At 62.7% G+C, this 25,357-nt stretch carries 29 protein-coding genes; 11 read left to right on the forward strand and 18 right to left on the reverse strand.

All coding sequences use genetic code 11. From position 1 onward, the window contains the following. Window positions 1-5 precede the first annotated feature (5 nt). From ACFLEY_RS28740 to ACFLEY_RS28755, 4 genes are all read left to right on the forward strand, one after another. A complete protein-coding gene (locus ACFLEY_RS28740; RefSeq protein ID WP_026192128.1) occupies window positions 6-1,070 on the forward strand; it encodes an IS630-like element ISRj1 family transposase in 1,065 nt (354 codons plus the stop codon). Window positions 1,071-1,194: 124 nt separating this feature from the next. Next, window positions 1,195-2,166: a LysR family transcriptional regulator gene (locus ACFLEY_RS28745; RefSeq protein ID WP_396604985.1), complete on the forward strand. Its 972-nt coding sequence runs from the start codon at window positions 1,195-1,197 to the stop codon at window positions 2,164-2,166. Between the two features lie 211 nt (window positions 2,167-2,377). Beyond that, on the forward strand, window positions 2,378-3,418 hold the full coding sequence (locus ACFLEY_RS28750) for a tripartite tricarboxylate transporter substrate binding protein (RefSeq protein WP_028171920.1): 1,041 nt from the start codon (window positions 2,378-2,380) through the stop codon (window positions 3,416-3,418). A gap of 418 nt (window positions 3,419-3,836) precedes the next feature. After that, window positions 3,837-4,154 carry a helix-turn-helix transcriptional regulator gene (locus tag ACFLEY_RS28755; RefSeq protein ID WP_011086308.1) on the forward strand — a complete coding sequence of 106 codons (318 nt, stop codon included), beginning with the start codon at window positions 3,837-3,839 and terminating at the stop codon, window positions 4,152-4,154. 11 nt (window positions 4,155-4,165) lie between these two features. Here the strand turns inward: ACFLEY_RS28755 and ACFLEY_RS28760 are convergent, their stop codons facing one another. From ACFLEY_RS28760 to ACFLEY_RS28825, 14 genes are all read right to left on the reverse strand, one after another. Next, the gene (locus ACFLEY_RS28760; protein ID WP_011086307.1) at window positions 4,166-4,717 is read right to left on the reverse strand and encodes a YeeE/YedE thiosulfate transporter family protein; all 552 of its coding nucleotides are present in this window, start codon (window positions 4,715-4,717) and stop codon (window positions 4,166-4,168) included. A gap of 11 nt (window positions 4,718-4,728) precedes the next feature. Next, window positions 4,729-5,280 carry a YeeE/YedE thiosulfate transporter family protein gene (locus ACFLEY_RS28765; protein ID WP_011086306.1) on the reverse strand — a complete coding sequence of 184 codons (552 nt, stop codon included), beginning with the start codon at window positions 5,278-5,280 and terminating at the stop codon, window positions 4,729-4,731. A gap of 107 nt (window positions 5,281-5,387) precedes the next feature. Further along, window positions 5,388-6,479: a YeeE/YedE family protein gene (locus ACFLEY_RS28770; RefSeq protein WP_060911431.1), complete on the reverse strand. Its 1,092-nt coding sequence runs from the start codon at window positions 6,477-6,479 to the stop codon at window positions 5,388-5,390. A gap of 101 nt (window positions 6,480-6,580) precedes the next feature. Then, window positions 6,581-7,024, reverse strand: coding sequence for a DsrE family protein (locus ACFLEY_RS28775; protein ID WP_060911430.1), 444 nt, complete (start codon window positions 7,022-7,024; stop codon window positions 6,581-6,583). 8 nt (window positions 7,025-7,032) lie between these two features. Beyond that, on the reverse strand, window positions 7,033-7,938 hold the full coding sequence (locus ACFLEY_RS28780) for an alpha/beta hydrolase (RefSeq protein ID WP_060911429.1): 906 nt from the start codon (window positions 7,936-7,938) through the stop codon (window positions 7,033-7,035). Window positions 7,939-7,952: 14 nt separating this feature from the next. Next, window positions 7,953-8,354: a DsrE family protein gene (locus tag ACFLEY_RS28785; protein WP_231166726.1), complete on the reverse strand. Its 402-nt coding sequence runs from the start codon at window positions 8,352-8,354 to the stop codon at window positions 7,953-7,955. A 59-nt stretch (window positions 8,355-8,413) separates the two neighbouring features. After that, on the reverse strand, window positions 8,414-9,106 hold the full coding sequence (locus ACFLEY_RS28790; RefSeq protein WP_060911428.1) for a c-type cytochrome: 693 nt from the start codon (window positions 9,104-9,106) through the stop codon (window positions 8,414-8,416). Continuing rightward, window positions 9,090-10,361: a sulfite dehydrogenase gene (gene soxC, locus ACFLEY_RS28795; RefSeq protein WP_060911427.1), complete on the reverse strand. Its 1,272-nt coding sequence runs from the start codon at window positions 10,359-10,361 to the stop codon at window positions 9,090-9,092. The genes ACFLEY_RS28790 and soxC overlap by 17 nt, the downstream gene beginning before the upstream one ends. Before the next feature lie 6 nt (window positions 10,362-10,367). After that, on the reverse strand, window positions 10,368-12,059 hold the full coding sequence (gene soxB / locus ACFLEY_RS28800; protein WP_060911426.1) for a thiosulfohydrolase SoxB: 1,692 nt from the start codon (window positions 12,057-12,059) through the stop codon (window positions 10,368-10,370). Window positions 12,060-12,086: 27 nt separating this feature from the next. Continuing rightward, window positions 12,087-12,908: a sulfur oxidation c-type cytochrome SoxA gene (soxA, locus tag ACFLEY_RS28805; protein ID WP_011086298.1), complete on the reverse strand. Its 822-nt coding sequence runs from the start codon at window positions 12,906-12,908 to the stop codon at window positions 12,087-12,089. A 28-nt stretch (window positions 12,909-12,936) separates the two neighbouring features. Beyond that, a complete protein-coding gene (gene soxZ, locus ACFLEY_RS28810; RefSeq protein ID WP_011086297.1) occupies window positions 12,937-13,263 on the reverse strand; it encodes a thiosulfate oxidation carrier complex protein SoxZ in 327 nt (108 codons plus the stop codon). A 17-nt stretch (window positions 13,264-13,280) separates the two neighbouring features. Further along, a complete protein-coding gene (gene soxY, locus ACFLEY_RS28815; protein ID WP_011086296.1) occupies window positions 13,281-13,733 on the reverse strand; it encodes a thiosulfate oxidation carrier protein SoxY in 453 nt (150 codons plus the stop codon). A gap of 18 nt (window positions 13,734-13,751) precedes the next feature. Further along, on the reverse strand, window positions 13,752-14,195 hold the full coding sequence (gene soxX / locus ACFLEY_RS28820) for a sulfur oxidation c-type cytochrome SoxX (RefSeq protein ID WP_028171929.1): 444 nt from the start codon (window positions 14,193-14,195) through the stop codon (window positions 13,752-13,754). A gap of 129 nt (window positions 14,196-14,324) precedes the next feature. Beyond that, window positions 14,325-14,939 (reverse strand): thioredoxin family protein, encoded by a 615-nt coding sequence (locus ACFLEY_RS28825; RefSeq protein ID WP_082756513.1) that lies wholly within the window; start codon window positions 14,937-14,939, stop codon window positions 14,325-14,327. Between the two features lie 54 nt (window positions 14,940-14,993). Here ACFLEY_RS28825 and ACFLEY_RS28830 point away from each other — a divergent pair, with 54 nt between their 5' ends. Beyond that, window positions 14,994-15,713 (forward strand): hypothetical protein, encoded by a 720-nt coding sequence (locus ACFLEY_RS28830; protein WP_249163404.1) that lies wholly within the window; start codon window positions 14,994-14,996, stop codon window positions 15,711-15,713. A gap of 9 nt (window positions 15,714-15,722) precedes the next feature. Here ACFLEY_RS28830 and ACFLEY_RS28835 read toward each other — a convergent pair whose 3' ends face one another. After that, on the reverse strand, window positions 15,723-16,787 hold the full coding sequence (locus tag ACFLEY_RS28835) for an IS630-like element ISRj1 family transposase (protein ID WP_026192128.1): 1,065 nt from the start codon (window positions 16,785-16,787) through the stop codon (window positions 15,723-15,725). Window positions 16,788-16,834: 47 nt separating this feature from the next. Next, window positions 16,835-17,566 carry a cytochrome c biogenesis CcdA family protein gene (locus ACFLEY_RS28840; RefSeq protein ID WP_211434566.1) on the reverse strand — a complete coding sequence of 244 codons (732 nt, stop codon included), beginning with the start codon at window positions 17,564-17,566 and terminating at the stop codon, window positions 16,835-16,837. 75 nt (window positions 17,567-17,641) lie between these two features. On the opposite strand from ACFLEY_RS28840, the gene ACFLEY_RS28845 reads away from it, so the two are divergent. From ACFLEY_RS28845 to ACFLEY_RS28870, 6 genes are all read left to right on the forward strand, one after another. Beyond that, window positions 17,642-18,013: a thioredoxin gene (locus tag ACFLEY_RS28845; protein ID WP_060911424.1), complete on the forward strand. Its 372-nt coding sequence runs from the start codon at window positions 17,642-17,644 to the stop codon at window positions 18,011-18,013. Window positions 18,014-18,050: 37 nt separating this feature from the next. Continuing rightward, window positions 18,051-18,401 (forward strand): metalloregulator ArsR/SmtB family transcription factor, encoded by a 351-nt coding sequence (locus ACFLEY_RS28850; RefSeq protein ID WP_011086290.1) that lies wholly within the window; start codon window positions 18,051-18,053, stop codon window positions 18,399-18,401. A gap of 72 nt (window positions 18,402-18,473) precedes the next feature. Next, entirely contained in the window at window positions 18,474-19,553 is a 1,080-nt protein-coding gene (locus ACFLEY_RS28855) for a YeeE/YedE family protein (protein WP_060911423.1), read from the forward strand. Window positions 19,554-20,288: 735 nt separating this feature from the next. After that, on the forward strand, window positions 20,289-22,046 hold the full coding sequence (gene istA / locus ACFLEY_RS28860) for an IS21-like element IS1631 family transposase (protein WP_100214066.1): 1,758 nt from the start codon (window positions 20,289-20,291) through the stop codon (window positions 22,044-22,046). A gap of 4 nt (window positions 22,047-22,050) precedes the next feature. Then, window positions 22,051-22,818: an IS21-like element IS1631 family helper ATPase IstB gene (gene istB / locus ACFLEY_RS28865; protein WP_038952109.1), complete on the forward strand. Its 768-nt coding sequence runs from the start codon at window positions 22,051-22,053 to the stop codon at window positions 22,816-22,818. Between the two features lie 934 nt (window positions 22,819-23,752). Then, a complete protein-coding gene (locus ACFLEY_RS28870; protein WP_231166682.1) occupies window positions 23,753-24,250 on the forward strand; it encodes a hypothetical protein in 498 nt (165 codons plus the stop codon). A 90-nt stretch (window positions 24,251-24,340) separates the two neighbouring features. Here the strand turns inward: ACFLEY_RS28870 and ACFLEY_RS28875 are convergent, their stop codons facing one another. Continuing rightward, complete coding sequence (locus ACFLEY_RS28875; protein ID WP_171901247.1) at window positions 24,341-24,877, reverse strand: tetratricopeptide repeat protein; 537 nt, start codon at window positions 24,875-24,877, stop codon at window positions 24,341-24,343. An 80-nt stretch (window positions 24,878-24,957) separates the two neighbouring features. Next, complete coding sequence (locus tag ACFLEY_RS28880; protein ID WP_028171936.1) at window positions 24,958-25,356, reverse strand: hypothetical protein; 399 nt, start codon at window positions 25,354-25,356, stop codon at window positions 24,958-24,960. Window position 25,357 lies beyond the last annotated feature (1 nt).

Below are 25,357 nucleotides of genomic sequence, written 5' to 3' on the forward strand. Positions count from 1 at the left end.
TCGGGATGATACCCGAAGCAAGAGAAGTCCACCTTTCGAGGAAAGATCGCAAGGTGCTTGAGGCGTGCTGTCGCTCACCGGTGACGTTGCAGCGCGATTTGAAGCGGGCGCGGATAGTTCTGTTGGCGGCGGATGGGCGCAGCACCCGGTCGATCGCCAAGGAAGTTGGGGTCCAGCCGCGGATTGTCAGCCTTTGGCGGCATCGCTATGCCGACCATGGCCTTGAAGGGCTGCAAGACAAGCCGCGGCCTGGCAAGCAGCCGATCTATACGAAGACGACCGACAAGCGGATTCTGAAGCTGCTGGATAAGCCGCCACCGCAAGGGTTTGCGCGCTGGACCGGCCCCCTGCTGGCCGAGGCGCTGGGCGATGTCGATGTCCAATATGTCTGGCGGTTCCTGCGCAGCCACAAGATTGACCTGGTGGCTCGCAAGTCCTGGTGCGAGAGCAACGACCCGAACTTTACGGCCAAAGCCGCCGATGTTGTCGGCCTCTATGTCGCGCCGCCGGCGAAGGCCATTGTGCTGTGCGTGGACGAGAAGCCCTCGATCCAGGCTTTGGAGCGAGCGCAGGGTTATCTGAAGTTGCCCAATGGCCGCGCCTTGACCGGCCAAAGCCACGATTACAAGCGGCATGGCACCACAACATTGTTTGCGGCGCTCGAAGTCGCCACCGGAAAGATCATCGCGACCCATTCAAAACGCCGGCGCCGCGTCGAGTTTCTCGATTTCATGAACAGCGTCACCGCGGCTTTTCCGAACCGCAAGCTTCACGTCATCCTCGACAACCTCAACACCCATAAAAAGAACGAGGACTGGCTCAAGGCCCACCCCAACGTGCAATTTCATTTCACGCCGACAAGTGCGTCATGGCTCAATCAGGTCGAAGTATGGTTTTCCATCTTGCAGGGGCAGTCGCTCAGCGGCACCTCCTTCACGAGCCTCAAGCAGCTTCAGGAACACATCGATGCCTACGTCAACGCATACAACGACAGAGCCGAGCCCTTCGTCTGGACCAAGAAAAAGGTCCGTCAACGCCGTTTCAAAGGCCGCCGTATCACTCAGCTCTGATTCCGGGTACTAGGCAATCACAACCATCATCACAAATAATGATTGATTATATATTCGATCACCTGAGATGATGGCTCGCGAGCAGGATCAGCGACCGAAGGATAGCCCCGTGGAACTCAGGCAGATGCAATATTTCCTGTGCCTGGCCGAGGAAAAGAACGTCACCCGGGCCGCGCGCCAGCTCAATATCGTGCAGCCGGCGCTGAGCATGCAGATCGCCAAGCTCGAGGCCGAGCTCGGGCAAAAACTGTTCGACCGCAGCGTCCAGGGCATGACGCTGACCAGCGCCGGCGAAGCGCTGGTGCGGCTGACGGCGCCGATCGTGCGCGATGCCGAATATGCCCGGCAGGAGATGGCACAGCTCGGCGGGCGCATCTCGGGCCGCGTCTCGGTCGGCCTCATCACGTCGGTGGCGCAAAGCACGATGGCGAGGTCGTCGGCGACCGTCGCCAGCCGCTATCCCGAGATCACGCTGTCGGTCTGCGAGGGCTACACCGAGACGCTGGTCGACTGGGTCAACACCGGCCAGCTCGATTTCGCGTTGATCAACGTGCCGCGCCGCAGGACTCCGCTGGCCGCGCATCACGTCATGGACGAGGAGATGGTGTTCGCCTGCCGTAAGGACGGCCCGATCAAGCCGCCGGCAAAACTGCGTTTCGACCACATCGCCAATGTCGACCTCGTGCTGCCCTCGAAACGGCACGACCTGCGGCTAATCCTGGACGAGCACGCCGCCGCCGTCGGCATCGACCTGAGGCCGCGTCTCGAACTCGACACCCTGCCTGCGCTCTGCGATGTGATCGCCACCACGGATTTCGCAACCGTGCTGCCGACCATCGCACTCCGGCAATCGCTCGCGAGCGGAGCCATCCGGGCGCATCGCTTCAACGAGCAACGGATCGTGCGCTCGATTGCCTGGGTGCATCACCCGCGGCGAACGGTGTCGGTCGCGGCGAAGGCCGTGCTCGACGTCATCAGCCGCGACCTCGCGCAGGCCGCCGCCGTGGCAAAGGAGTTCGTGGAGCCTACCTCCGGTGGCACAAGCTCGTCCTCCCGAAAAAGGCGCAGAAAGCCGCGGCGGAAAACGATCTCTTAGATGCAGGATTTCGGCTCGGACAAGATGTCGCGCCCGCCGCAAAATGAGACGGGTTGGTAAGTTTTGAGACCAGCCGGCATGGCAGTCGCATCAAGCCGCTAACTACGGTCCAGGCGCAATAATCGCGACCTGGCGCTCATCCCCGACGGCTCTTGTCACGGACGCTCCCTGGCCTCGCAGAACAAGACACAGTCGGGAGATTCAGTCCGAGATGACAAAGTTCGGTCGCAGCAAGATCACGGACATTTCTCAGCGGCAGAGCGAGGGATTTCATCCTCACCGGAGGTCGCTGCTCGCACTCGGCGGTGGTGCCCTGCTCGCAGCCGCGGGGATGCAGGCTGCGAACGCCCAAGACTATCCCGCCCGACCGATCCAGGTGCTCGTGCCCTTCGCCGGCGGCAGCGCCAGCGACGTGATCACCCGTATCCTGCTCAACCGCATGTCCACGTCACTTGGACAGGCCTTCGTGGTCGACAATCGTCCCGGCGCTGGCGGCAATATCGGCACCGCTGCCGCGGCGCATGCTGCACCTGATGGCTACACCTTGCTGATGAGCACCTCCGGCCCGCTGGCTGCGAACAAGGCGCTCTACAAGGACCTCCCCTACGATCCGCTGAAGGACCTCGCCCCGATCGGCCTGTTCGCGACGCTGCCGAATGTCATCGTGATCAATTCGAAGCTGCCGCCGAAATCGCTGCGCGAGCTGATCGACTACGCGAAAGGACATCCTCGCGAACTGAACTACGGGACGGTCGGGGTCGGCTCCTCGCAGCATCTGGCGGCCGCCTATTTCGAGCAGCTCACAGGCACCGAGCTCACGCACGTTCCCTACCGCAACATCGCAGCTTACACGCCGGACTTCATCGCAGGGCAGGTCCCGCTCGGATTCCAGCTCCTGCCGAACGTCCTCGGCCTGATCAAAAGCGGCGATGCGCGCCCGCTCGCGGTGGCCAGTGACAAGCGCATGACGGCGGTGCCTGATGTCCCGACTGCGGCCGAAGCCGGCCTGAAGAATTACGAGAGCGCCGCCTGGCTTGCGCTTCTTGCGCCGGCGAACACCGATAGGGCCGTCGTCGACAAGCTCTACAAAGCGATGGTCGAAGCCGTAAACGATCCGAAGGTGCGCGCTCTCTTCGTCGAACAGGGCGCCGAGCCGCTGGTGATGGATCCCCAGGGCCTGAAGAATTTCATGACCTCGGAAACGACGAAATGGATCGGGGTCATCAAGAAGATCGGCATCGAGCCGATGTGAGCCAAGCTCTTGTGTAGAAGACCTGCCCGCATTGGCTGTCGTCAGGTTTTTCTTGATCTCCAGGTGCACACGTCGTGCACATGCCGCCCTCTAACCAGTTGAAAAACACCATCGCTCCAGTCCATCATGCGCGCTGCGGCAAATTTTCGGTCTAACGTATTCATTTTATTGAGGTATTTTAACTCAGATCAGTCCTTCATGTGATTGGACCGGGAGCGGGAGTGCACACGTCACTCGTATGGCGTATGTCAGAGATCCTTGAGAACGATGGGCTTCGGTTATACTCATTCAGCGATGTGAGTATAATTCGCATGCTTATGCTGCGCCGATTCAATCGCGGGCCATTCATTAACCGGCCAAACCCGGATTTCGCTCTCATATTTAACGGCTGGCACGCAAGTGCTAACGAAACACCGTCATGCGCCGAATGAATACGAACGAACTCGAAAGGCAGGCAAAGGGGGTGGCCGCCCTGATGCGCATGCTTGCCAATGAGCATCGTCTGCTCATCGTCTGCAAGCTCGTCGAATATGGCGAAATCAGCGCGAGCGCGCTTGCCGAGGATGTCGGCCTTTCCGCTTCGGCCCTATCGCAGCACCTTGCAAAGCTGAAGACACAGCGCATCGTCGCCTGTCGGCGCGATGGTCAGACGATGTGGTACCGTGTCGCAGACCGGAGGATCGAAGAGCTGTTTTCAACGCTGCACAGGCTCTTCTGCAAGACACCAAAACGGTGACCTGTGATCTGCTACATCCGCTTCTGCTCAGCTTCCACAGATTCGATCCACCAGAAGAACAGTCCGGCGCCGACTGCAAGAGCGGCGAACCAAATGATGTCCGGGATGTTCGTCACGTCCGGAAGGCGGACTTTGCCGAGCGCCCAGACGTTGAGCACGTGCGCTTTCAGCCAATCGAAACTCAGCGCGTAAAGGATAGCACCGGCAACCATGCCGAGCGCGCCGACCAAGGCATGGATGCTGCCGGTGGCGATGGCGCCGAGCGCCGTTCCCGGGCAATAGCCATAGACCACCATGCCGATACCGAACAATGCGGCGCCGAGCGCGATCGCCAGCATGTTGGCATCCTTCACATAGTACTTCGTGTTGCCGGTATCGACGAGCAGCAGCACGCCGATGCCGCCGACGACGATCGCCGTGCCCATCACCTTCAGCACAGTAAAATCGCGCAGGCGAAACTGGTTCTCGATCACATTACAGTTCGTCACCTTGCCACGCTGCAGCAGGAAGCCGAAGGCAGCGCCCATTAGCACGGGGCCAAGGATTGTCATCATCGCGGTCATCTCGATTCCCTTCACCGTTTGCGGAACATGAGCGCGGAGATACCGAGTCCTGTGGCGAACATCACCGCCAGGAACAGCCAGCTCGACACCGCGAGCTGCAAACCGCCGGAAATGCCGTGTCCGCTTGTACAGCCGCCGGCAAGCCGTGCGCCGTACATGATCACGATGCCGCCGAGGAACGCGCCGACAAAGCGCTTGGCGATCGATGGTCCGAACCGCTCCTTCCAGACTTCCGGCACGAGCTCGAGCCGCCACGTGCCCGACATCACTGCGGAGAGGAATGCGCCGAGCGGGATGCCGACGAGGAACCAGACGCCGTAGTCCCACTTCAGCGGCATGCTCTTCCAGTAGGAATTCTGCGCCACAGCCTCCGGCCCGATCACCGGGACGGCGAACAGCGAGGCGACGCGCGAATAGGCGGTGGTGACGCCGAGCGGATCGCCGAACACTGCGAAGGCGATCCAGCTCAACAGCCCGATCCCGGCGCCGACGAGATAGGGCGACCAGTCGATGCGCGCAGTGCGCGGCGCTTCGCGAACGTAGCTTTCCGTGATGGTGGTCATGTGCGTTTCCCCGAGGGCGGCGCGCCCGCATTGTTGCGGCGCAATCGGCCCGCATTTGCGAAAATCATATTCAAAAAATGTAATTTAGCAAACCATAAAATATCTGATCACGCGCCCGCTGCGGGCGAGCCAGCGGCCTGCTGCGGTTGTGGCGTACCGGCACGGTCGACGAAGAGGTCGGTGAGCCCAGCCCCGAGCCACATGCCGCCGAGCACGAGCCAGGCGGTGAGCGCGAATATCGAGGCGCCGGTCACGCCCGCGCCGACCGCGCAGCCGCCGGCGAGCATCGCGCCGAAACCCATCAGCACCGCGCCGAGCAGATAGCGCCGCATGCCGAGCCCGTCGAAAAACCCCTCGAGCTTCAGCTCATGCGCGCTTGCCGCAGCGACGAACGAGCCGAGAAACACGCCGGGAATGATGCCGAGGTCGAAGCCGAGCCGGATCTGCGAGCTGTTCAAGACCAGCATCAGCAATTCGGCCGACGGTCCGCTGAAGGTGAGGCTTTTCAGCGTCACCGGTGCGAAGGAGGCCTGCGACAGCTGGTAGGTGAAGAGCCAGCCGGCGACGACGGCTACGCCCGTCGCCAGCGCGGCGAAGATCAGCCGGCGCGGCAAATGGCTGCGAAAGGCGAAGGTGAGCCCCGCGATCAGCCATAGTCCACCGAAAGCGAGCTTCTCGGGCGTACCGCCGCCGAACGCCGCCATGATGTCGCGCGACGGCCCGCCGTCGACAAGCCACAGATTGCTCACCCACTCGCGCGCAGGCGACAGCAGGCCGCGATAAGAAGCCTGCGCCGTCACCGCAAACACCAGGCCCGACAGCAGCGCCCTGAGATTGCCATTGGCCGAGAGCACGAGCAGCCGGCTGGCACAGCCGCGGGCCAGAATCATGCCGCAGCCGAACATCATGCCGCCCACGAGCGCACCGGAGATGCTGCCCTGCTGCGCGAGCTGGCGCGCCTCGGAGACGTCGAGCAGACCGAGCGCGACAAAGGCCTGCGTGCCCACCAGCGCCGCGGCAAAGGTCAGGAGCCAGACCGCAAGGCGCGGGCCGCCCTCGCCGCGGGAGAACTCGACGGCGGCGGCGCGCAGGCAGAAGCGGCTGCGCTGGGCGAAGAATCCAAAGACGCCGCCGACCAGAAGGCCGCCGAGCCATGACAGGCGGTCTTCCCCCAGGAGATCGATGAGTGTCGTCAGCACGGCCGCCTCAGTGTTCCTTTGAGGTCTGCCAAGTCTATCGCTCGCTGCGGTCGCGCCGTATGAGCCAAATCAAGGCCCGGCCGCATCGGCGCCACGCCTGCTCAGGGCCGCAGATAGGCATATCCCTGCTGTTGCAGCTCGGCGAGCCGCACCACGCCGCCCTTCTCGGCTACCACGAAGCCGGGCGTGAGGTCGTCGAGCTTGACCCCCTGCGCCTTCATGGTGTTGGCGCAGGCATCAAATCCGACGCCAGCGTCGGCGAGCTTCTTCATCATCGCAACGGTGTGATCTTCGGCGGCGAGCGCGTGGAAGGCGCGAAGCGCGGGCCCATGCACGACCAGCCTGATATCGGCCTTGCCGGGGCCACCAACGCCATCGACATGGTTCTGGAGGTTGCCCAGAACGAAGACGACGCGGTCGGCATCGGCGAGGTGATAGACGACGCGCTGTCGCGCCGGTGTTTCCGTCGCCGCTGCCGCTTCGCGCACGGCAAGAGCACCAAATAGTCCGGCAAGGCTCGCGCCAAGCATGGATCGACGCTGCATGGTCCCTCCTAACGTGTCTGCTTGATGAATTCGGCGATACGATCGGCAGCATCTTCCGCGAACAGGTCGCGGAAGAAGTGATCGGCGTCCTCGATTCTATCGAGCTGCACCCTGCCGCCGCTCGAATCGGCAAGCGGTGCAAAGGACGCTACCACGTCGGGCACGACCGTATCCTTGGTCGCGGCGAGCACCAGCACAGGGAGCTTGAGCCGCGCCACGAGCGCCGCGGCGTCCTGGCCGGTGTCGGCGGCATAGAAGGAGGCAAAGGCGCGCGCCGTCACCACCGCGTTGCGGCAATAGATGAAGCCTGGCACGTCCATCCACTCGCCACCGCGGCCCGCCGCGACGGTCCTCGTCGCCTGCTTCATGAACGGTTCGAGCGGCTTGCCGTAGGTCTGGGCATAGGAGGCGCGCAAGTCGGCCTCGGCTTTCGCCGTCACCGGCGCCAGCAGCACGGCACCCGCGACCGGCGGGGGTTCGCCCGCCGCCAGATAGCGCGCGACCTGGTTGCCGCCGCGCGAGTGACCGAGGGTGAAGACGAACCGCGACATGCCCCTCGCCTTGGTCACCCAGGCACCGATCTCAGCAACCGCATCGTCAACGACATAGTCGTGCCGCACCGCGCAGTCATACATGCCCTTGCGGCGGTCGAGCCCCAGCGACAGGGTATGGGCGAGCGAAGCAATGCCGCGCTGCTCAAGCGCCTTCGCGACGCCCTGAATGACTTCCATGTCCTTGTGGGCGAGCGTGCCGTGGGTCATCACGACCAACGGCGTATCCGGTCCTATCAAGGCAGGTGTGCGCAGTGTCGCGAGGGTCGAGCGGCCGCCGGCCGACAGTTCGAGCTCCTGCTCGGCCGCGCCGGCGGGCGGCGCGAGAAGGAGCAAGACAGCCAATCCCATCAACCATCGCATCGGCGGCTCTCTCCTTACGGTCGGACAATCGTCCAGTTCTTTTCCGCAAGATCCATCAGTGCGGCAACACCAACCCGGGTGACGCTGATGCCCTCGATCAGCGGCGGTCGCCTGCCTTCCTTCACCGCAAGCGTCTCCAGGGTATTGCCGCAGGCGATGAAGCTCACATTGGGCATCGATTTCAGGAAATTCAACAGGCGCTCCTTCACCGGCGAGCGGTCGTCGAGCAGCATGTCGAGGCCGCCATTGAAGGCAACCACCACGATCTCGACGTCGTCGCCCTGCCCGGAATAATGCCGCGAGACGTTCGCCGCAACATCGAGGACGGCGCGCATCTTGGCCGGGTCGTCGTCGCTGATCTGCAGCGCGAGCCGGTGCGGTTCGGTCGCCCGGGACGGAGCGGCCGGACTTGTCATGATGAAGGCGGCAGCGAACAAACTGCGAAGCAACCCACGGCGGCTCGCCCGGCCGCGGATCATTCCACGCCCCGCGACTTTCCGTCCTTGGTATCCTCAGGGGTCACGTCGATGACGGCAGCGCGCGCGGTGATCTTCACCGGCTCGATGCAATCCCTCATGCAGGGGTCCTTCTGCCAGAACGATCTCTCGCTCGTCGCCCGATCGTCCATCACAAAGCCCTGCTCGTTCGGCATCTTGATCGTGGCAAGGTTCTTGTTGGTCAGCTCGAAATTCTGGTCGGTGACAACGTCGTTCAGGTACAGGACGTAGGCGACCAGCGCATAATACTCGTTGACCGAGAGCGACTCCGCATTGCCGTAAGGCATGGCGTGACGGACGTAGTCGAACACGGTCGAAGCGTAGGGCCAGTACGAGCCCACCGTCTTGACCGGATTGTCTGATGTCAGCGAACCCTTGCCGCCCGCCAGCACTGGCCAGCGGCCGTTACCCTCGCCGAACTCGCCGTGGCAGGTCGAGCAGTTGTCCATGAAGAGCTTCTCGCCCTGGGCGACCGTGCCCTTGCCCTCCGGCAGGCCCTGACCGTCGGGCCGCACGTCGATATCCCAGCCGCGGATTTCCGCCGCGGTCGGCGCGCGGCCGATGTGATAGCGCGGACCGGCTTTGGCATCGGTCTTCTGCTGCGCGAGCGCGGGTGCGCACATTGCGCAAATGAGCAGTGCCGCGGCAGCAAACTTAAGCGACTTCGACATTCTCGACCTCACCATTGGCCTGCACATGCCAGGTCTGGATGCCATTGTTGTGATAGATGGAGTTGACGCCACGGATCTTGCGCAACTCGGCCTTGCTCGGTTGCACGTAGCCGGTCTCGTCCTGCACGCGCGATTGCAGCAGCAGCGGCTCGCCGTTCCAGTCGAACTCGTAGTAGAAGCGCGTCAGTGCCTTGTCGAGCACGGGGCCGTCGAGCCGTGCCGGCCACCAGTTGCGGCCGCCATCGAGCGACACGTCGACGCGCCTGACCTTGCCGTTTCCGCTCCAGGCCAGCCCGGAGACGATGGTGAAGCCCTTGCCGTGCCTGATCGGCGCCTGCGGACTAGGGCTCGTGATCACCGACTTGGCGTCCATCGACCAGGTGAACCGACGTGCCTTTCCGTTGGGCATCAAGTCGGTATATTTCGATGTCTCCTCGCGGGTGTGCCAGGGCTGATCGCCGACCTTGATGCGGCGCAGCCACTTGACCCAGAGATTGCCCTGCCAGCCCGGTACCACGAGCCGCATCGGATAGCCCTGCTCGGGATAGAGCGCCTCGCCGTTCATCTTGTATGCGATGATGCAGTCGTCGAGCGCCTTCTCGATCGGCAGGCTACGATCCATCGCGGCCGCATCGGCGCCCTCGACCAGCAGCCACTTGCCGTTGGTCTTGACCCCTGCTTCTTCGAGCAGCGTACGCAGCGACACGCCGGTGTACTGCACGCAATGGATCATGCCGTGGGTGAACTGACAGCCATTGAGCTGCGCGCCGCGCCACTCCATGCCGGAATTTGCTGCGCATTCCATGAAGTGAATGCGGTTGACGCGCGGATAGCGCTTCAACTCCTCAAGCGTGAGGATCAGCGGACGCTCGACGAGCCCATGGATCATCAGGCGATGATCGGCCGGATCAATCTCGGCGATGCCGCCATGATGCCGCTCGAAGCAGAGGCCGTTCGGCGTGATGATGCCTTCGAGCTCGTGCAGCGGGGTGAAGCTCACCGAGGACTCGCGCGAGGCGGTCAGCCATTCGACGTCGCGCCGGATGACATCCTTCTCGAACTTCGAAGGCCTGCCGTAGGGGCGCACGGCGACGCCCTCGCCGAGCGACTTGGTCCATTCCGGGACGTTGGGAGGCTGGTTCGCCGGATTGCCGCCGCCGGCCAAGGCCGGCTTCGCGAGCACCGACGCCGCAACGCCGGCGCCAGCGGCCAGGAAACTGCGTCGGGATTGCTGGGGACTGTCCATCTTCGACATCGCTTCTCACGCTCCCGTCACTTTGACAGCTCTGTTGGGTTCGAGGCGAACCGTCTTCTGTCGGGTCAGATAATTGGCCACGACCTCCCAGATCGGCGGCCCTTCGGTCCCTTCGTTGACGCTGGCCCAACCTGCGACCTGATATTCCCTCGCGGGATCGATCGGCGCACCGGTCTTGAGCAGCTGCATATCCGAGATGCGGCTGCCTTGCGGCTTCGCGATATCGATCGCATAGGACAGACCGCCGATGCGCACCATGTCGCCACCCTGCTGATAGTAGGGATCGACGTTGAAGAGATTGTCGGCGACGTCCTCGATGATCTCCTTCAACCGCGAACCCGTCATGCCCATGCGATAGACCGCCGGATAGGTGATCGCGGTCGCGTTGGTGACGTCCTCGAAGGTGATGTCCTGTCCCGGCAGCACGCTTGTGCCCCAGCGGAAGCCCGGCGAGAGCGCGATCTCGGCGTCGCGCTCCTGCAACAGGGCCTGGCAGATCAGGTCGTCGAAGGTGCCGTTGAAATTGCCTCGCCTATAAAGCAGCGAATCCGTCTTACCGAGCACCTTCGATAGCTCGGGCGCGAAGGGCTTGCGTACCTCGGCGATCTTCGCGGCCATCTCGGCATCCGCCGCGATCACATCGGAGAACAGCGGGATGAGCTTGAAGCTGTAGGCCTTGACCTCGCCGTCGCGGACGTCGAGGTCGAGCCGCGACACGAACTTGCCGGACGAGCCCGACGCGATCAGCAGGGTCTTGCCGACCTTGACCGCTTCGGGCAGCGCGTCATGGGTGTGGCCGGTCAGGATGATGTCGATGCCCTTGACGCGGGAGGCCAGCTTGCGGTCGACGTCGAAGCCGTTGTGCGAGAGCAGCACGACGAGCTGCGCCCCGTCCTTGCGCGCTTTGTCGACCTGGGCCTGCACGTCCTCCTCGCGGACTCCGAACGACCAGTTCGGGATCATCCAGCGCGGATTGGCGACCGGGGTGTAAGGGAACGCCTGGCCCAGCACCGCGATCTTGACGCCACCGCGCTCGATCATAGTCGAAGGCTCGAACGCCGCCTCGTTCCACTCGGTATCGCGGATGTTGAGGCCGAGGAAGGGGAAGCCGAGCCCCTCGATCGCCTGCTTGACCCGCTCGGTGCCGTAGGTGAATTCCCAATGTCCGGTCATGGCGTCGGGCTTGAGCAGGGCCATGCAGTCGATCATGTCCTGGCCCCGCGTCTTCAGCGAAGACCACGAGCCCTGCCAGGTATCGCCGCCGTCGAGCAGCGCGACCTTGTCGCCGCGCTCGGCGCGGATCGCCTTGATCACGGTGGCGGCCCGATCGAGCCCGCCGATCTTGCCGTAGGTCTTGGCCAGCGCCTCGAAATCCTCCGACGTCAGTGCGTACGCGGCCGAAGAACCGGGTGCGATGCCGAAGCGGGCGAGAAACTCCTTGGCCGTCACGTGCGGCGGCAGCCCCTTCGCCTCGCCGACGCCGAGATTGGTCGAAGGCTCGCGGAAGTAAAGCGGCATGAGCTGGCCGTGAATGTCGGTCACATGCACCAGCGTGACGTTACCGAGCGGCTCGAAGGCCAGCAATTCCTTCTGGGTCAGGCGCTGCTGGGCGAACGCCCGGGTCAGGCTCGAACCGGTACTGGTCGCCAGTGTCGCCGTTGCTGCAGCAACCTGGATGAACTCGCGACGAGAGATCATGCGCAATGCTCCTGCAGGCTCATCGTTTCAATTGCGCACCGAGGGCGTCTCGACCGGCAGCCCGATGCCGCGCCAGGCGACATAGAGCTCAAGCGCGAGAAACTCGTCGGAGAGCGGCTTGAACGGCTCGGCGCGTACATCGAACATGCAGCCTTCGAAGCGCTCATGCAGCGGCACCAGGCGCTGGTCGCGCAACCGATAGGTCGGAAAGCCGTTGGTCTGGCCCTGGCTGAGAAAATCGGCGCGCATGAATTTTCCGTTGTTGCGCTCGTGGCACGACTCGCAGGCCAAATCGAGCTGGCCGTAGCGCGTGTAATAGATCTGCTTGCCGCGCTCGAACCAGGGCGACATCGGACCGTCGGTCTTCACCGCCACCGGCATACCGTGCGATTGGTATCGCACGAAGGTGGTCATGTCGGTCAGTTCCTGGGACTTGAATTTCCAGGGCTCCGCCTTCATGTGCTCGGTGCGGCAGATGTTGATGCGCTGCTCGAGATTGACCGGCCTCTTCCGCTTGTCGTCCCATTTCGGTATGGCGGCTCCGACGCCCTTCATGCTCGTTTCGGCCTCGCCGTGACAGCTCATGCATGACTTCCCTTCGCTGCCCTCCGCCCTCTTCCAGACGTCGGCGGCACGCTCCACCGCCAGAAAGCCGGGGTTCTCCAGGTCGTCGTCCTGCAGCGCCCGCGTTTCCTTGCTGCGGAACTGGTAGCCGGAGACGATCGTCTTGAAGACGTGTCCAGGCGGCGCGGAGATGCCTTTGCGTTCGGTCTCCTGCGCGAAAGCACGCGTCGCAAGCGATGCGACCGCGACGATCGCAACGGCGAGTCCAACGTATCGCGAAAGCATCCGCTGTCTCCCTCGAAGCTCTCCGGCATTACGCCTTGAGCGCGATCTTCTCTTCGGCCGTGATCACCGAGCCGTCGTCATCGGTCCAGGAGAACTTGAAGGTCCCGGCTTCCTCCACCTTCGCATCGAACTGGATGTAGGGGTTGGCCGAGATCGCTGGCTCGAGCGCGCAGGCGAAGACCGGCTTGCCGTTGAATTCGCAGGCAAACCTGTTGATGATCCTGCGCGGGATGGGCTTGCCTTGCGCGTCCTTGCGCTGGCCCGATTCCATGACGTGCGAGACCAGGGTCTTGATCTGGATGACCTCGCCCTTGGCCGCCTCCTTGGGAAGCTTGATGCGTGGTTTGTCTGCCATTGTTCTCTCCTTGCGCCCTAGCCGCCGCAGCCGCCGATCGTTACCTTCACGGTCTTCTGCTCCGTGAACAGCGCGCCGTCGCTCATCTTCGCGATCGCAACCACGTTCTGCGTGGCCGCGAGCCGGATCCGGATCGAGGCCTCCGCCTTGCCCGAGACCGGTGTGAACATCAGCGTCGCGACGCCGGCGTTCGGATTGCCGTCGGCGAGAATCATGACTTCCTTGACGTAGGATTCCGTGGTCATCGGGCTCTCGACCGTGAGCGACAGCGGCACGGTATTGCCATTCTCCGCGATCTCCGGCAGGTCGAGCGCGATCTTGCCCTTCACCGGCTGCTTGCCGCCGGTGAACTTCTCGATCCACTTCGCGGCGTCATTGCTCACTTCGGCATCGGCCGCCATCGGCATCAGGGTCAGCATGACGAAGCCACCCCCGAGCGCGAATGCCTGCCGTCGATTGATGGCTTTCATTCCAGATCCTCCTCGCCGTCAGTTGAGCGTCTTGAGATAAGCGACCACGTCCTCGACCTGCGCGGCCGACAGAATCGACTTGCCGACGAACTCCGGGCGCACACGGCTCAAGCCGTCGCTTTTGAAGAACGCCGGCATGACCGTGTCGGTGAAGATGCGCTTGGGATCGGCGACGATGAGGCGCAACTGCGCCTCGCTGTAGCGGCCGGCGACGCCGTCGAGCGACGGGCCGAACTCGCCGTGGAATTCCTCGGATTTCAGGCTGGTGACCTGGTGGCAGGCGAGGCAATTGCCCAGCGTGCGCGTCAGGAACACCTTCTTGCCGGCATCGGGATTGCCGGGTGCGCCGGTCAGCGATTTGGGCAGAGCGTCATTGACGACGTCGAGCTTGATCGGCTCCTGCGCGCAGGCGCTTCCGGCCGAAAGACATAGCGCAAACGCAGCCGCGAGCGAGCGCCGCATGTTCCCTACCCTTGATGGCGAGGTGACGCCCGCCTCGTTTGCGATGGACTCACAATCCATCAAATTCAGCTATTATGATATGTTAATATAAGGAGCGGCGTCAAGACAAATTCGCAGGGCCGGTGTCGGCTAGCCGTTTGTGGTAAGAAAATCCCGGAACGAGCCGCGCTCGTAAGCCCGCTCCCGCACGAAGCGAAACATCGCCAGGAAATGCTGCGGCTTGAGATAGCCGGGTGCCCGCGCCACCTCCCGTGCCATCGGCTCCTTTGCCTCAATGCCGTTGGACGGTGGAGGAAAGAACTGGAATGTCGGGGTGAACCTGATCCCGTATTTCTGGGCCAGATCCTTCTCGGACAATTCCTGGCGATCGAAATCCGTAACCTTGCGGGAGCCGATCAGATTGAGCTGCAACACCTCGAAATTGTCGCGAATGTAGGTCGTGATCGCCGCATCGGCAAAGTTTACCAGATGCGTCTCACGGCAATAGGGGCAGCCGCGCAGCTCCCACATGATCGCAAGGCGCTTGCCGCCGGCGGCAGCGCCTTCGAGGTCCTCGCGCAGATCGAGGAAGCTCTGCAGAAACCAGGGCTCGTGATAGAGCCCATCTTCTCCAAGGGCCGGCTCAGCGGCCGCCTCGCCACGGCGGGCGACAAGAGCCGCGCCCGATGCCAATGCGAGAAAGCCGCGTCGCGTCAGCCAGCCGGGCGACGTCAGGGATTTGTGCTTTGGAAGGATCTTGCGCATCGGTCACTTTCATTATGATATTCATATCTACGAATGTGACAAGGATTTCCGATCTTGCGCTGCATCATCACCCTGTTGGCATGGCTGACGTCGAGCGCGCTCGTTCTCGGCGCGGAGGCCGGCAAACCCACGGATTTCGTATCGGTGATGGGGCCGATCATGGATAATCTGCGCAGCGCGGCGAGCTATGCGCGCACCGGAAGCATCGCGCTGGCACAGATGGAGACCGACGCGGCGGCGGCCACGTGGAAACGGCTTGAGCCAAGCGCGTCCGGTCCCCTGCCCGCTTATGCTCCGGCCGCACTGGCGGAATTTCTTGGTGACGGCGGTGAACGGCTCGCGGCCGCAACGCGCGCGCTGGACGGCGGCGACAATGTCGCCGCCGGTCGCGAACTGCTTGCGCTGCGCAGGTCCTTTCATGAACTCAGGCGTCGTTCGGGCCTCTACGATCTCGGCGACTGCGTATTCGAGATCGCGCCGGCCATGGAAAAGCTACGGGTGGCGGCCACGCGGTATGGCCAGCAGCCGGCGCAGGCATACGCCGAGGAAACCGTTGCCGCCGCAAGTGCATTCCGCGATCGTCTGCAGCGCTGCAACGAATGGGCAAGCACCGAGATCGCCGGACAAGGCGAGTTCCGCCGCCTCATAGACGGCGCGATCGCGAGCAGTGGAGAGATCGCCCATGCAGCGATGGCCGGCGAAGGGCCGCTCGTGCATCGTTACCTGATCGAACTGCAGTCCTATGCCCAACTGCTCGATTTCCGCTACGGCTAGTACCCGGAATCAGAGCTGAGTGATACGGCGGCCTTTGAAACGGCGTTGACGGACCTTTTTCTTGGTCCAGACGAAGGGCTCGGCTCTGTCGTTGTATGCGTTGACGTAGGCATCGATGTGTTCCTGAAGCTGCTTGAGGCTCGTGAAGGAGGTGCCGCTGAGCGACTGCCCCTGCAAGATGGAAAACCATACTTCGACCTGATTGAGCCATGACGCACTTGTCGGCGTGAAATGAAATTGCACGTTGGGGTGGGCCTTGAGCCAGTCCTCGTTCTTTTTATGGGTGTTGAGGTTGTCGAGGATGACGTGAAGCTTGCGGTTCGGAAAAGCCGCGGTGACGCTGTTCATGAAATCGAGAAACTCGACGCGGCGCCGGCGTTTTGAATGGGTCGCGATGATCTTTCCGGTGGCGACTTCGAGCGCCGCAAACAATGTTGTGGTGCCATGCCGCTTGTAATCGTGGCTTTGGCCGGTCAAGGCGCGGCCATTGGGCAACTTCAGATAACCCTGCGCTCGCTCCAAAGCCTGGATCGAGGGCTTCTCGTCCACGCACAGCACAATGGCCTTCGCCGGCGGCGCGACATAGAGGCCGACAACATCGGCGGCTTTGGCCGTAAAGTTCGGGTCGTTGCTCTCGCACCAGGACTTGCGAGCCACCAGGTCAATCTTGTGGCTGCGCAGGAACCGCCAGACATATTGGACATCGACATCGCCCAGCGCCTCGGCCAGCAGGGGGCCGGTCCAGCGCGCAAACCCTTGCGGTGGCGGCTTATCCAGCAGCTTCAGAATCCGCTTGTCGGTCGTCTTCGTATAGATCGGCTGCTTGCCAGGCCGCGGCTTGTCTTGCAGCCCTTCAAGGCCATGGTCGGCATAGCGATGCCGCCAAAGGCTGACAATCCGCGGCTGGACCCCAACTTCCTTGGCGATCGACCGGGTGCTGCGCCCATCCGCCGCCAACAGAACTATCCGCGCCCGCTTCAAATCGCGCTGCAACGTCACCGGTGAGCGACAGCACGCCTCAAGCACCTTGCGATCTTTCCTCGAAAGGTGGACTTCTCTTGCTTCGGGTATCATCCCGACCTTGAATCACGACTCACGTTCCAAGAAAAGTGGGTACTAGCTCAGCCGATGGTGGTCAGCCCCGGAAAACGCTCCAGCAGCCACTCTGAAACCGCCGGCATTAGACCGGTCAAGAACATCAGGCCGGTCGCGACTAGAAAGACGCCCATCGTCTTCTCGACCAGGCCAAGATGCCGGCGCGCGCGGCCAAGCGCGACAATGAACCTACCGGTGAACGCGGCCGCGATCAGGAACGGAATGCCGGTCCCGATTGAATAGGCGAAAAGCAGCAGGGCTCCTCGTCCAGTCGTGTCCTCCGAGCCTGCCATCAGCAGGACAGCGGCGAGAATGGGGCCTGCGCAGGGCGTCCAGCCGAACGCGAATGCCAGGCCCATGACGAAGGCCCCCGCCACCCCGGCCGGCCGGTTGTCGACCTGCACCGTCGCACTGCGATAGAGCAGCGGAATCCTCAGCACACCTAGAAAATGCAGGCCCATGACGATGATCAGGCCGCCGGCGACGATGCCTAGCGTTGAGAGATGCTCGGAGATGAGGCGTCCCGCGAGCGAGGCGGTCGAGCCGAGCGCGACGAAAACCAGCGAGAAGCCCGCCACGAAAGCGAGTGCGGAGACCAGGATGCGCGGCCGCAGGTCGGGCTTGCCACCGGAGAGATCGTTGACCGAGACGCCGGCCATGTAGCAGAGAAAGGGCGGGACCAGGGGCAGGATACAGGGCGACAGAAACGACAACAGCCCCGCGACAAAGGCCGCCCCCAGCGTGACGTCCAAGGTCATTGCGTCTCATCCCTAGAACATATGCGAATTTAATGATATAAAGCGCCAAGGAAGTCCAGAGGTCCGTTACGCAGGATGAACAGAATCATCACCTGGCTCGCAGTCATTGTCGCGCTCGCGCTGTCCGCAACGGGATCGCGCGCGGCCGAGCTCGTCATGTTCGAACGGGCCGGCTGCGTATGGTGCGCACGCTTCAATGCCGAGATCGCGCCGATCTATGGCAAGACCGAGGAAAGCCAGATCGCGCCGCTGCGCCGGGTCGACCTGAATAGGCCCCTGCCCGCCGACCTCGCCGGAATCGATCCCGGCGCCTTCACGCCGACCTTCGTCGTGGTAAAAGAGGGCCGTGAGATCGGGCGCATTCGCGGTTATCCGGGGGATGCCTTCTTCTTCGGCCTCCTGGACCGGATCCTGTCCAGCACAGGATCCGAACCGGGCAGGTCGTGACTGCTCTCAAGGATTTTACTCAGGGGAATTTGAGACGATGCCACTGCCAAAGCTGAAGGAGATCGAGGGCTCCGCCGAGCTCGAGCAGATGATGGAGAAGGCACGCGAGGCGAGCGACATGCTCAAGGCGCTATCGCACGAGTCCCGCTTGCTGCTGCTCTGCATCCTCGCCGAGGGCGAGAAATCGGTGACCGAGCTCGAGCAGTTCCTCGGCGAACGGCAGTCAACCGTCTCCCAGCAGCTCGCGCGGCTCAGACTCGATCGGCTGGTCACCACCCGCCGCGACGGCAAGGCGATCTACTACAGCCTCGCCAACGAGGACGTCCGCAAGATTCTCACCGCCGTCTACGACGTGTTCTGCGAGCCGGTGCGGCGGCGCCGCCGGTAATTTTCCGCTCTGGATTTTCGCGCCTTCCCGGCGCAGACTGTCTAACAAGCAGAACGAACATCCCCGGGAGGAATGCTAGGCCCTTCGACCATAGCGTTTGCATGCGGGCTTGCCGCCGGTGCCGTGCTCGGCGTTTCCGGCCGTGCGGGCCGCTTCTGCACGCTCGCAATGCTCGAGGATGCGTTCTTCGGATCGGATTTTCGCCGGCTCAGATCCTTTGCTCTGGCCGCGGCGGTCGCCCTGCTTACGACCCAAGCGCTGGCCGAGTTCGGCATCATAGACCTGTCGCGATCGATCTATCTCACAGCATCGATCGGCCTGGGCGGCGCGATCATCGGCGGGTTGATGTTCGGCGTCGGCATGGCGCTGGTCGGCACCTGCGGTTTCGGCACGCTGGTGCGCGTCGGCGGTGGCGATCTGCGTGCCATCGTGGTCTTTCTCGTGCTCGGCCTGTCCGCGCTCGCGACTATGCGCGGCATCACCGGCATGCTCCGCGTGAAGCTGATCGAGCCATTGTCGGTGCGCCTCGCCGAAGGCAACAACCAGACTCTGACTTCACTGTTCGGGGCCGGCAGCACGACGCATGCAATCCTCGTCGTGTCGATTGCCGCCGCGCTCGCTTTCTGGGCACTCGCGGATGGCCGGCTGATCCGGTCGCCGCGACTATTGGTTTCCGGTCTTGCCGTCGGCGCCGCGATTGCGTTCGGATGGTTCGCGACGGGGTGGCTCGCGGATGACGAATTCGATCCCGCGCGCGTCTCCTCGCTCACCTTCGTTGCCCCGCTTGGCGACACTATCCTTTACATTGCCACCTTTTCCGGCGCGCGGTTGAACTTTGGCATCGGCTCGGTCGCCGGCGTCGTCGCCGGCTCGTTTGCGGCCGCCATGCTCGGGCGCGGCTTTCGCTGGGAGGCTTGCGACGACGCCCGTGAATTGAAGCGTCACATGAGCGGCGCGCTTCTGATGGGGATAGGCGGGATCATGTCAATGGGATGCACCATTGGCCAGGGATTGACCGCATTCTCAACACTCGCTCTCTCGGCGCCGATCACAATGCTGGCGATTGCCGTCGGAGCGCGGCTCGGGCTTGAGTTCACGATGACGGGCGAGTGGCTGCCAGCAGTGCGCAAGCTGTTCGGCGTCTCGACGTAGTGGAAAACCACCGCTTCTGCACCGAAGCATTTTCCGCCCCACTCAACTCTCGCGAACGTGCGCGGCGGGATGAAAAGCGGCAGACGCGTACCATTCAACCCGAATAAAAACCGTCGCCGTCAATGGGAGCCGTGTCGATCAAGCTCATCGATGGGAGCCGGAAACAATTCCCGGATTGATGCCGACGACGTTCAACCCGCACAGACTTCCCAAACTACCGACACGCTCCCACTGATTGGTACTGCGTCCAGAAGTACATTGACCAGGCCGACATGCTGGCTTGTCCGACGTTCATGGCGATCGGCGTCATCATGTGGAGACGAAATTCGGCTTCGTAGCGAGGGGCCGTCGCCGCGGCAGATCGGCAGCGCGCCAGCTTCCCTCTCGGATATCACTCCTTGGCGCCAGCAGCGTGCGTCGGGCCGCGCTCTACCCCACGATTACCAGCGCGAGCAGGCCGGAGCCAAGCAAAGCGACGCCCGCGAGCGTAACCGCCAAGAAAGCAAGAGATGTGAATTCCTCACGCATGGATGTGTGGCCAAGGATTCACCACGCTCCGACCATCACAAGAGTGGCGATGCTCAAAGCCGAGCAGCACAGAATGATGACTGGCGCGACTAAATTTTGGCCCCGTGGGTCGGTCAAAATCCCCCGGGTATGGTCACTTGAAACTCCCCCACCTGATGATCGCCGTCAGCGCCGCTGAACAGCAGTAGCCGGTCAGGCAGGACGTTTATGTTCGACCCCTTTAGCCAGCAAGGGGCCGGGGAGTTGAACGTCTTGAAGCGACATCTGCAAAGCACCGTACTTACATTACTTGATCGCAACACCAGCCAGCGCGAGATTCACCGGCTGACGGGTGTCGATCGCAAGACGATCCGGCGTTATCAGGCGCTGCGGGCCGGTGCGGAGGCAAATTCCCCCGGGGAAGTGACCACCGGCTCGGTGAGCGCGGACGGCCAAATTCCTCCACCCCGACCACCGGCTTTTGGGACATCGGAAGCGACGGTCACCAGCAGCCTGGCCCGTTCGGCTTGCGAAGCGCATCGGACGTGGATCGAAGAACAGGTCCGGCTGAAGCGGAACGCGCAGGCGATTTACCAGGACCTGGTTGATCAATTTGGCTTTCCGTCCAGCTACCAGAGTGTCAAGCGGTTTGTGCGCCGGTTGCGGCACGCTGATCCTGAGCAGTTTGATCGTCTTGAGTTCCTCCCCGGCGAGGAAGCTCAGGTCGACTATGGCGAGGGCGCGCCGACGGTTGATCCGAAGAGCGGGCGGTACCGTCGTCCCCGCCTGTTCGTGATGACGCTACGCTACTCGCGGCGCAGCTTCCGGCGGGTAGTCTGGAAGTCCAGCCAACAAGTCTGGGCGCAGCTCCACGAAGAGGCGTTCCGGTATTTTGGCGGGGTCCCCAGCTATGTCGTGCTCGACAACCTGAAGGAAGGCGTCCTCAAGCCGGATTTGTACGAGCCCCAGCTCAACCCGATTTACAGCGCGATGCTGGCTCATTACGCCGTGGTCGCCGATCCCGCGCGCGTGGCCGATCCAAATCGGAAAGGATGCGTCGAGAATGCGATTCAACATACCCAGGGCACTGCGCTGGCCGGACGGCGCTTCGAGACGCTGGAGGCGCAAAACGAGTTCTTGAGGCACTGGGAGGAGAACTGGGCTTCCAAACGCATCCACGGCAGCACGCGCCGTCAGGTCGAGGCGATGTTCCAGGAAGAGAAGCCGCACCTGCGGCCGCTGCCTGTCGCTCCCTTCCGCATCTTCACCGAAGTCGTCCGGACTGTCTGCGACGACACCACCGTACGCGTCGACAACAGCTATTACGCCGCGCGGCCCGCGCCGATCGGCAGCCAGGTCGTCGTGCGCATCTACACCACCACGATCGAGATCCGTGATCGCCACACCCGTGCGCTGCTGCGTGTTCATTCCCGGATGGCGCACCCCGGTTCTGTCGTCCTGCCGACCAGCGAACGGCCGTTCAACCCGTCGCGGCAAACCGCCGTGCTGCTGGCGAGCGCCGAGCGCATCGGACCGCAGACCAGGGCCTTGTGCCAGCAGGTGTTCGACACCGAAGGGCGCCCCGGACAGCGCGCGATGTGGGGCATTGTCGGGCTGGGCCGGAAGTACCCGGCGCGGCTGGTCGAGCAGGCCTGCGCGCACGCCATCGACAACCGCATCTACCGCTACAAGCACGTGCGTGCGACCGTCGAGCGGTTGTTCGAACAGGCGATCGAGCAGGTTGGAGTGACGCCACAGCCGGCATCGCCGCTCACCCAGGATCATCCGCTGATCCGTACCCCCGCGGAATACGGCGACCTCTTCAGCCGCGCTGTGCGGCGCGACGCCGACGACAATGGTCGGCAGGCCGAGGCTCACGACGATCACGCCACGGCAATCCGCGCTCGTGTCGCCTGCGCAACCCCGGCCAACTCCGGCGCCACGAGCGCTCCCGCTGCACCTTCTCACCTTAAACTGGAGACCTAGCCACATGATGACCATGCCGGAAATTGAGCGTTGCCTACGACAGCTGCGCCTGTCGGGTGTCCGCGACACGCTGCAGACGCGCGTGCTCCAGGCGCAGGGCGCCAACCAGCCCTTCCTCGAGACCTTCTCCCTTATCCTGCAGGATGAACTGGACCGTCGTCAGTCCCGTCTTATCGAGCGGCGATACCAGCAATCCGGGCTCGACGAAAAGCTGACGCTCGCCGAGTTCGACTGGTCCTTCAATCCCAAACTGCCACGTCAGACCTGCTTCCAGCTCCACACCCTGGCGTTCATTGCCGCTGGCGAGAACGCTCTGCTTGTTGGCAAACCTGGCACCGGGAAGTCGCACATCGCCAAGGCGATTGCCTATCAGGCGATCCTGCAAAGCCACAAGGTCCAGTATCTTGAGACCGACGACTTCTTCCACCGCTACGCCCTGAACTCTCCGGCACAACGCGAGGTCCGGCTGCGAACCATCATCGACTGCGATCTCCTCGTGCTGGACGATCTATTCCTCGCACGCGCCATCCCCGACGACGCCGGCACTTTGCTGCAGACCCTGATCCATCAGCGTTACAAACTGCGCCGCAGCGTCATCGTCACCTCCAATCGCGTCGTGCAGGATTGGGGGGCATACCTTGGGGACAACACTATGAGCACGACGATCCTCGATCGCCTTATGCATCATTGCCATCTGCTTGAGTTCGACGGACGCAGCTATCGGCTCAAAGAAGCCGCTGAAGCTCTTGCCCGGGAAACAAACTCAAACTAACAGTCCCTTGTCCTGCCTCGCGGGTGGAGGAATTTGACTGACCACACCCGGAGGAATTTGAAGTGACCCGCGGGGTTTTGGTGAGATCGCATTGCTGGCTCTCCCGGTTAGAAGACTTTGAGACACTAACTCGGCAATGTGTTTCCCTGACTTCGAGGTTGCTGGAAAGTGGTTTCAATCCGATGTTATTTGTTTCGTCTTCGCGCGGGCGAATGAAGTCTCCTCACGGGTTCGCGAACGCGAAACGGAACCAGAGACCGATTCTCCCAATCTCGGATCAAACCGCAGGATGACGCCTCGTCCGGGTTGATTTTTGACAGACACAGATGTTCCGAGGCCTCGATCTGGCCGTGCGCGTCTTTAGGGTGAACCGTCGTGCGCGGCCCCGCGCCCAGGGCTGGCGCGACTGAGATCATCTGCGGATGTCCCGGTTCGATGCTGCTGCCCTTTTCCTCAATTGACACAGGGCTCGCTTATCGGCACGGTTTACGTCCATATCCATGCTGGAATGATTTGCAGATCCGGCGGCGTCGGCCCGCAAACGCGCAGCGTGCAACACGACCGCCTCATTTGATGCTCCGGGCGGAACAACCGCTGAAGTTGGTAGATGGCTCCATCGAGAACGGATACGGGCCGGCTTAATCACCAGATGGAGGATGATCCGTCCCGCCCTCATCCGCACGCCGCCGCTCATCCACCGGCTGACGATCACGTCGCCGAGGACCGAGGGCCGCAGCCACGCACCGATCACGGCAACAGTGCGCCCATAATTCACCCGCCTCACGAGGCCCCCGCCTTGTCGTCCGCGCACTTCGGTTCCGGGCAGGAGGAGTCCGGACATGTGACAGCGATCGCGAATTGGATGCAGCGAGGACGCCGCATCTGGCGCGGGCACCTTCAACGCGATCAACTTCCCGAGGCAACCGGAGGGTCGATGGGAAACATCGAGCGCTGGTTGCTCGCGTTGCTGAGCGTTCTCGTCATCGTGAGTTGCGTCTGCGCGACCATTGTCTTGATGCAGGCCACGGCGCTCAAAGCGGAGATCGCCACGCTGCAACGCGAAATCATCGCGCTCAAGCTACGCGTAGCCAGGCTCGATCAGATCGCAAGCGCCAATGAGGCCCGCGACAAGCCAAGCACCGAAGCACCCAAGCCGCCGGCCGAGAATCGCCCCGACCAAACTGCTCTCGTCCTGTCGCGCGAAGAGATTCAGCTGATCCGCGACTACATCAAGCCCGCCCCGGTTGCGGGCTCCGCGACCGAACAGATCAAGGTCGGCGATCCCGTCACGGGAGAAACAATCCCGTTCCCCTCTCCGATCACGGAGAAGGTCCGCAAACTACTCGGCGCGAGATTTACCATCCGCAACGGCGTGATCGTCATCACCCGAATCGGCAGCCGTCACGCTGATGTTGTGATCGGGCCCAATTGATGAGAGGCCGCTCACGCCACGTGCAGCCTCCCAAAGCACGTTAGCGTGCATATCCGACCAGCATCCGCCCTTTGCTGGTAGTTATTCCACCTATGGCTGATTATTCGGCGGCCTTTCAATGAACCGACGGCTACCATTGAGAAGCTCAAGGTTATTGGCGATAACCGGGTTACCCGGATCTAGCGAATAGGCTTTTTCAAGCTTCCGTCGCGCCGCATTCAGATTGCCGCGCAGCATGTACGAATAACCCTGATCATTCAGGATCTGAACGGTCTCGCCCCCGAGCCGAATCGCCTGGGCATAGGCCTGATCAGCCAGGTCAAAACGACGCAGGCGGTCATAGCTTGCCGCGAGCCCAACCCAGGCCGTCACGTCCTTCGGCGATTTCTCGACGGCGTCCTTGAAATAGCGCTGGGAGATCCCGTAACTGCCGCGGTTGAAATGCTCCAGCCCCAGCCGCACGGGCTCGTCCGAAGGATAATATTTGACGTCGGTCGGCTCCTGCACGGGGTCTCCGCCCGGCGGCTCCACGGGAGCGACGATCGCCGCGTCTCTCAGCGTGGTCTCACACCCCGCAAGGCCGGTCGCCAACCAGCAACAGGTCAGCATAAAGATGATGCGCCGCATAAATCTTGTCCCCGCCCGGCCCATCGGAATCACTGAAATATCATCGTTGAATTACCCAAAGCTCAGGCCCCTTGGCCCCTTTACCTGCTCGGTGCGCCGCCGACCGGCACCGATACGCCACTGGCCGTTCCAGGCGGCAATCCTTCGATGTTGACGTTCTGCGTCGGCGTCGTCCGCACGCCCAGTTGCCTCGTCGCATCGCTGATGTCGGGAAGCTGATCCACCGGCTGTTGTGTCTTGCCATAACGAGTCACGGCGGCGCCAACGCGCCGAGCGTCGTACGCGATCCTGCGGTCACCGACGTTTCGCGGCCATGGATGGATCGTATGGGTGACGGCGTTGACCTGCTTGGCATCGCCGGCGGTCATCGTGAGGGTATCGGAGCGCTGGAAATAGCGGTCCATCTCGTCATGACCGGCGAGGCCGTAACATCCCCCGAGCAGCAAGGGCGCGAACAGAACCAGACACCTTATGGTCATC

It is taken from the genome of Bradyrhizobium sp. YCK136, from assembly GCF_044570075.1.
Taxonomy (GTDB): Bacteria; Pseudomonadota; Alphaproteobacteria; order Rhizobiales; family Xanthobacteraceae; genus Bradyrhizobium; species Bradyrhizobium diazoefficiens.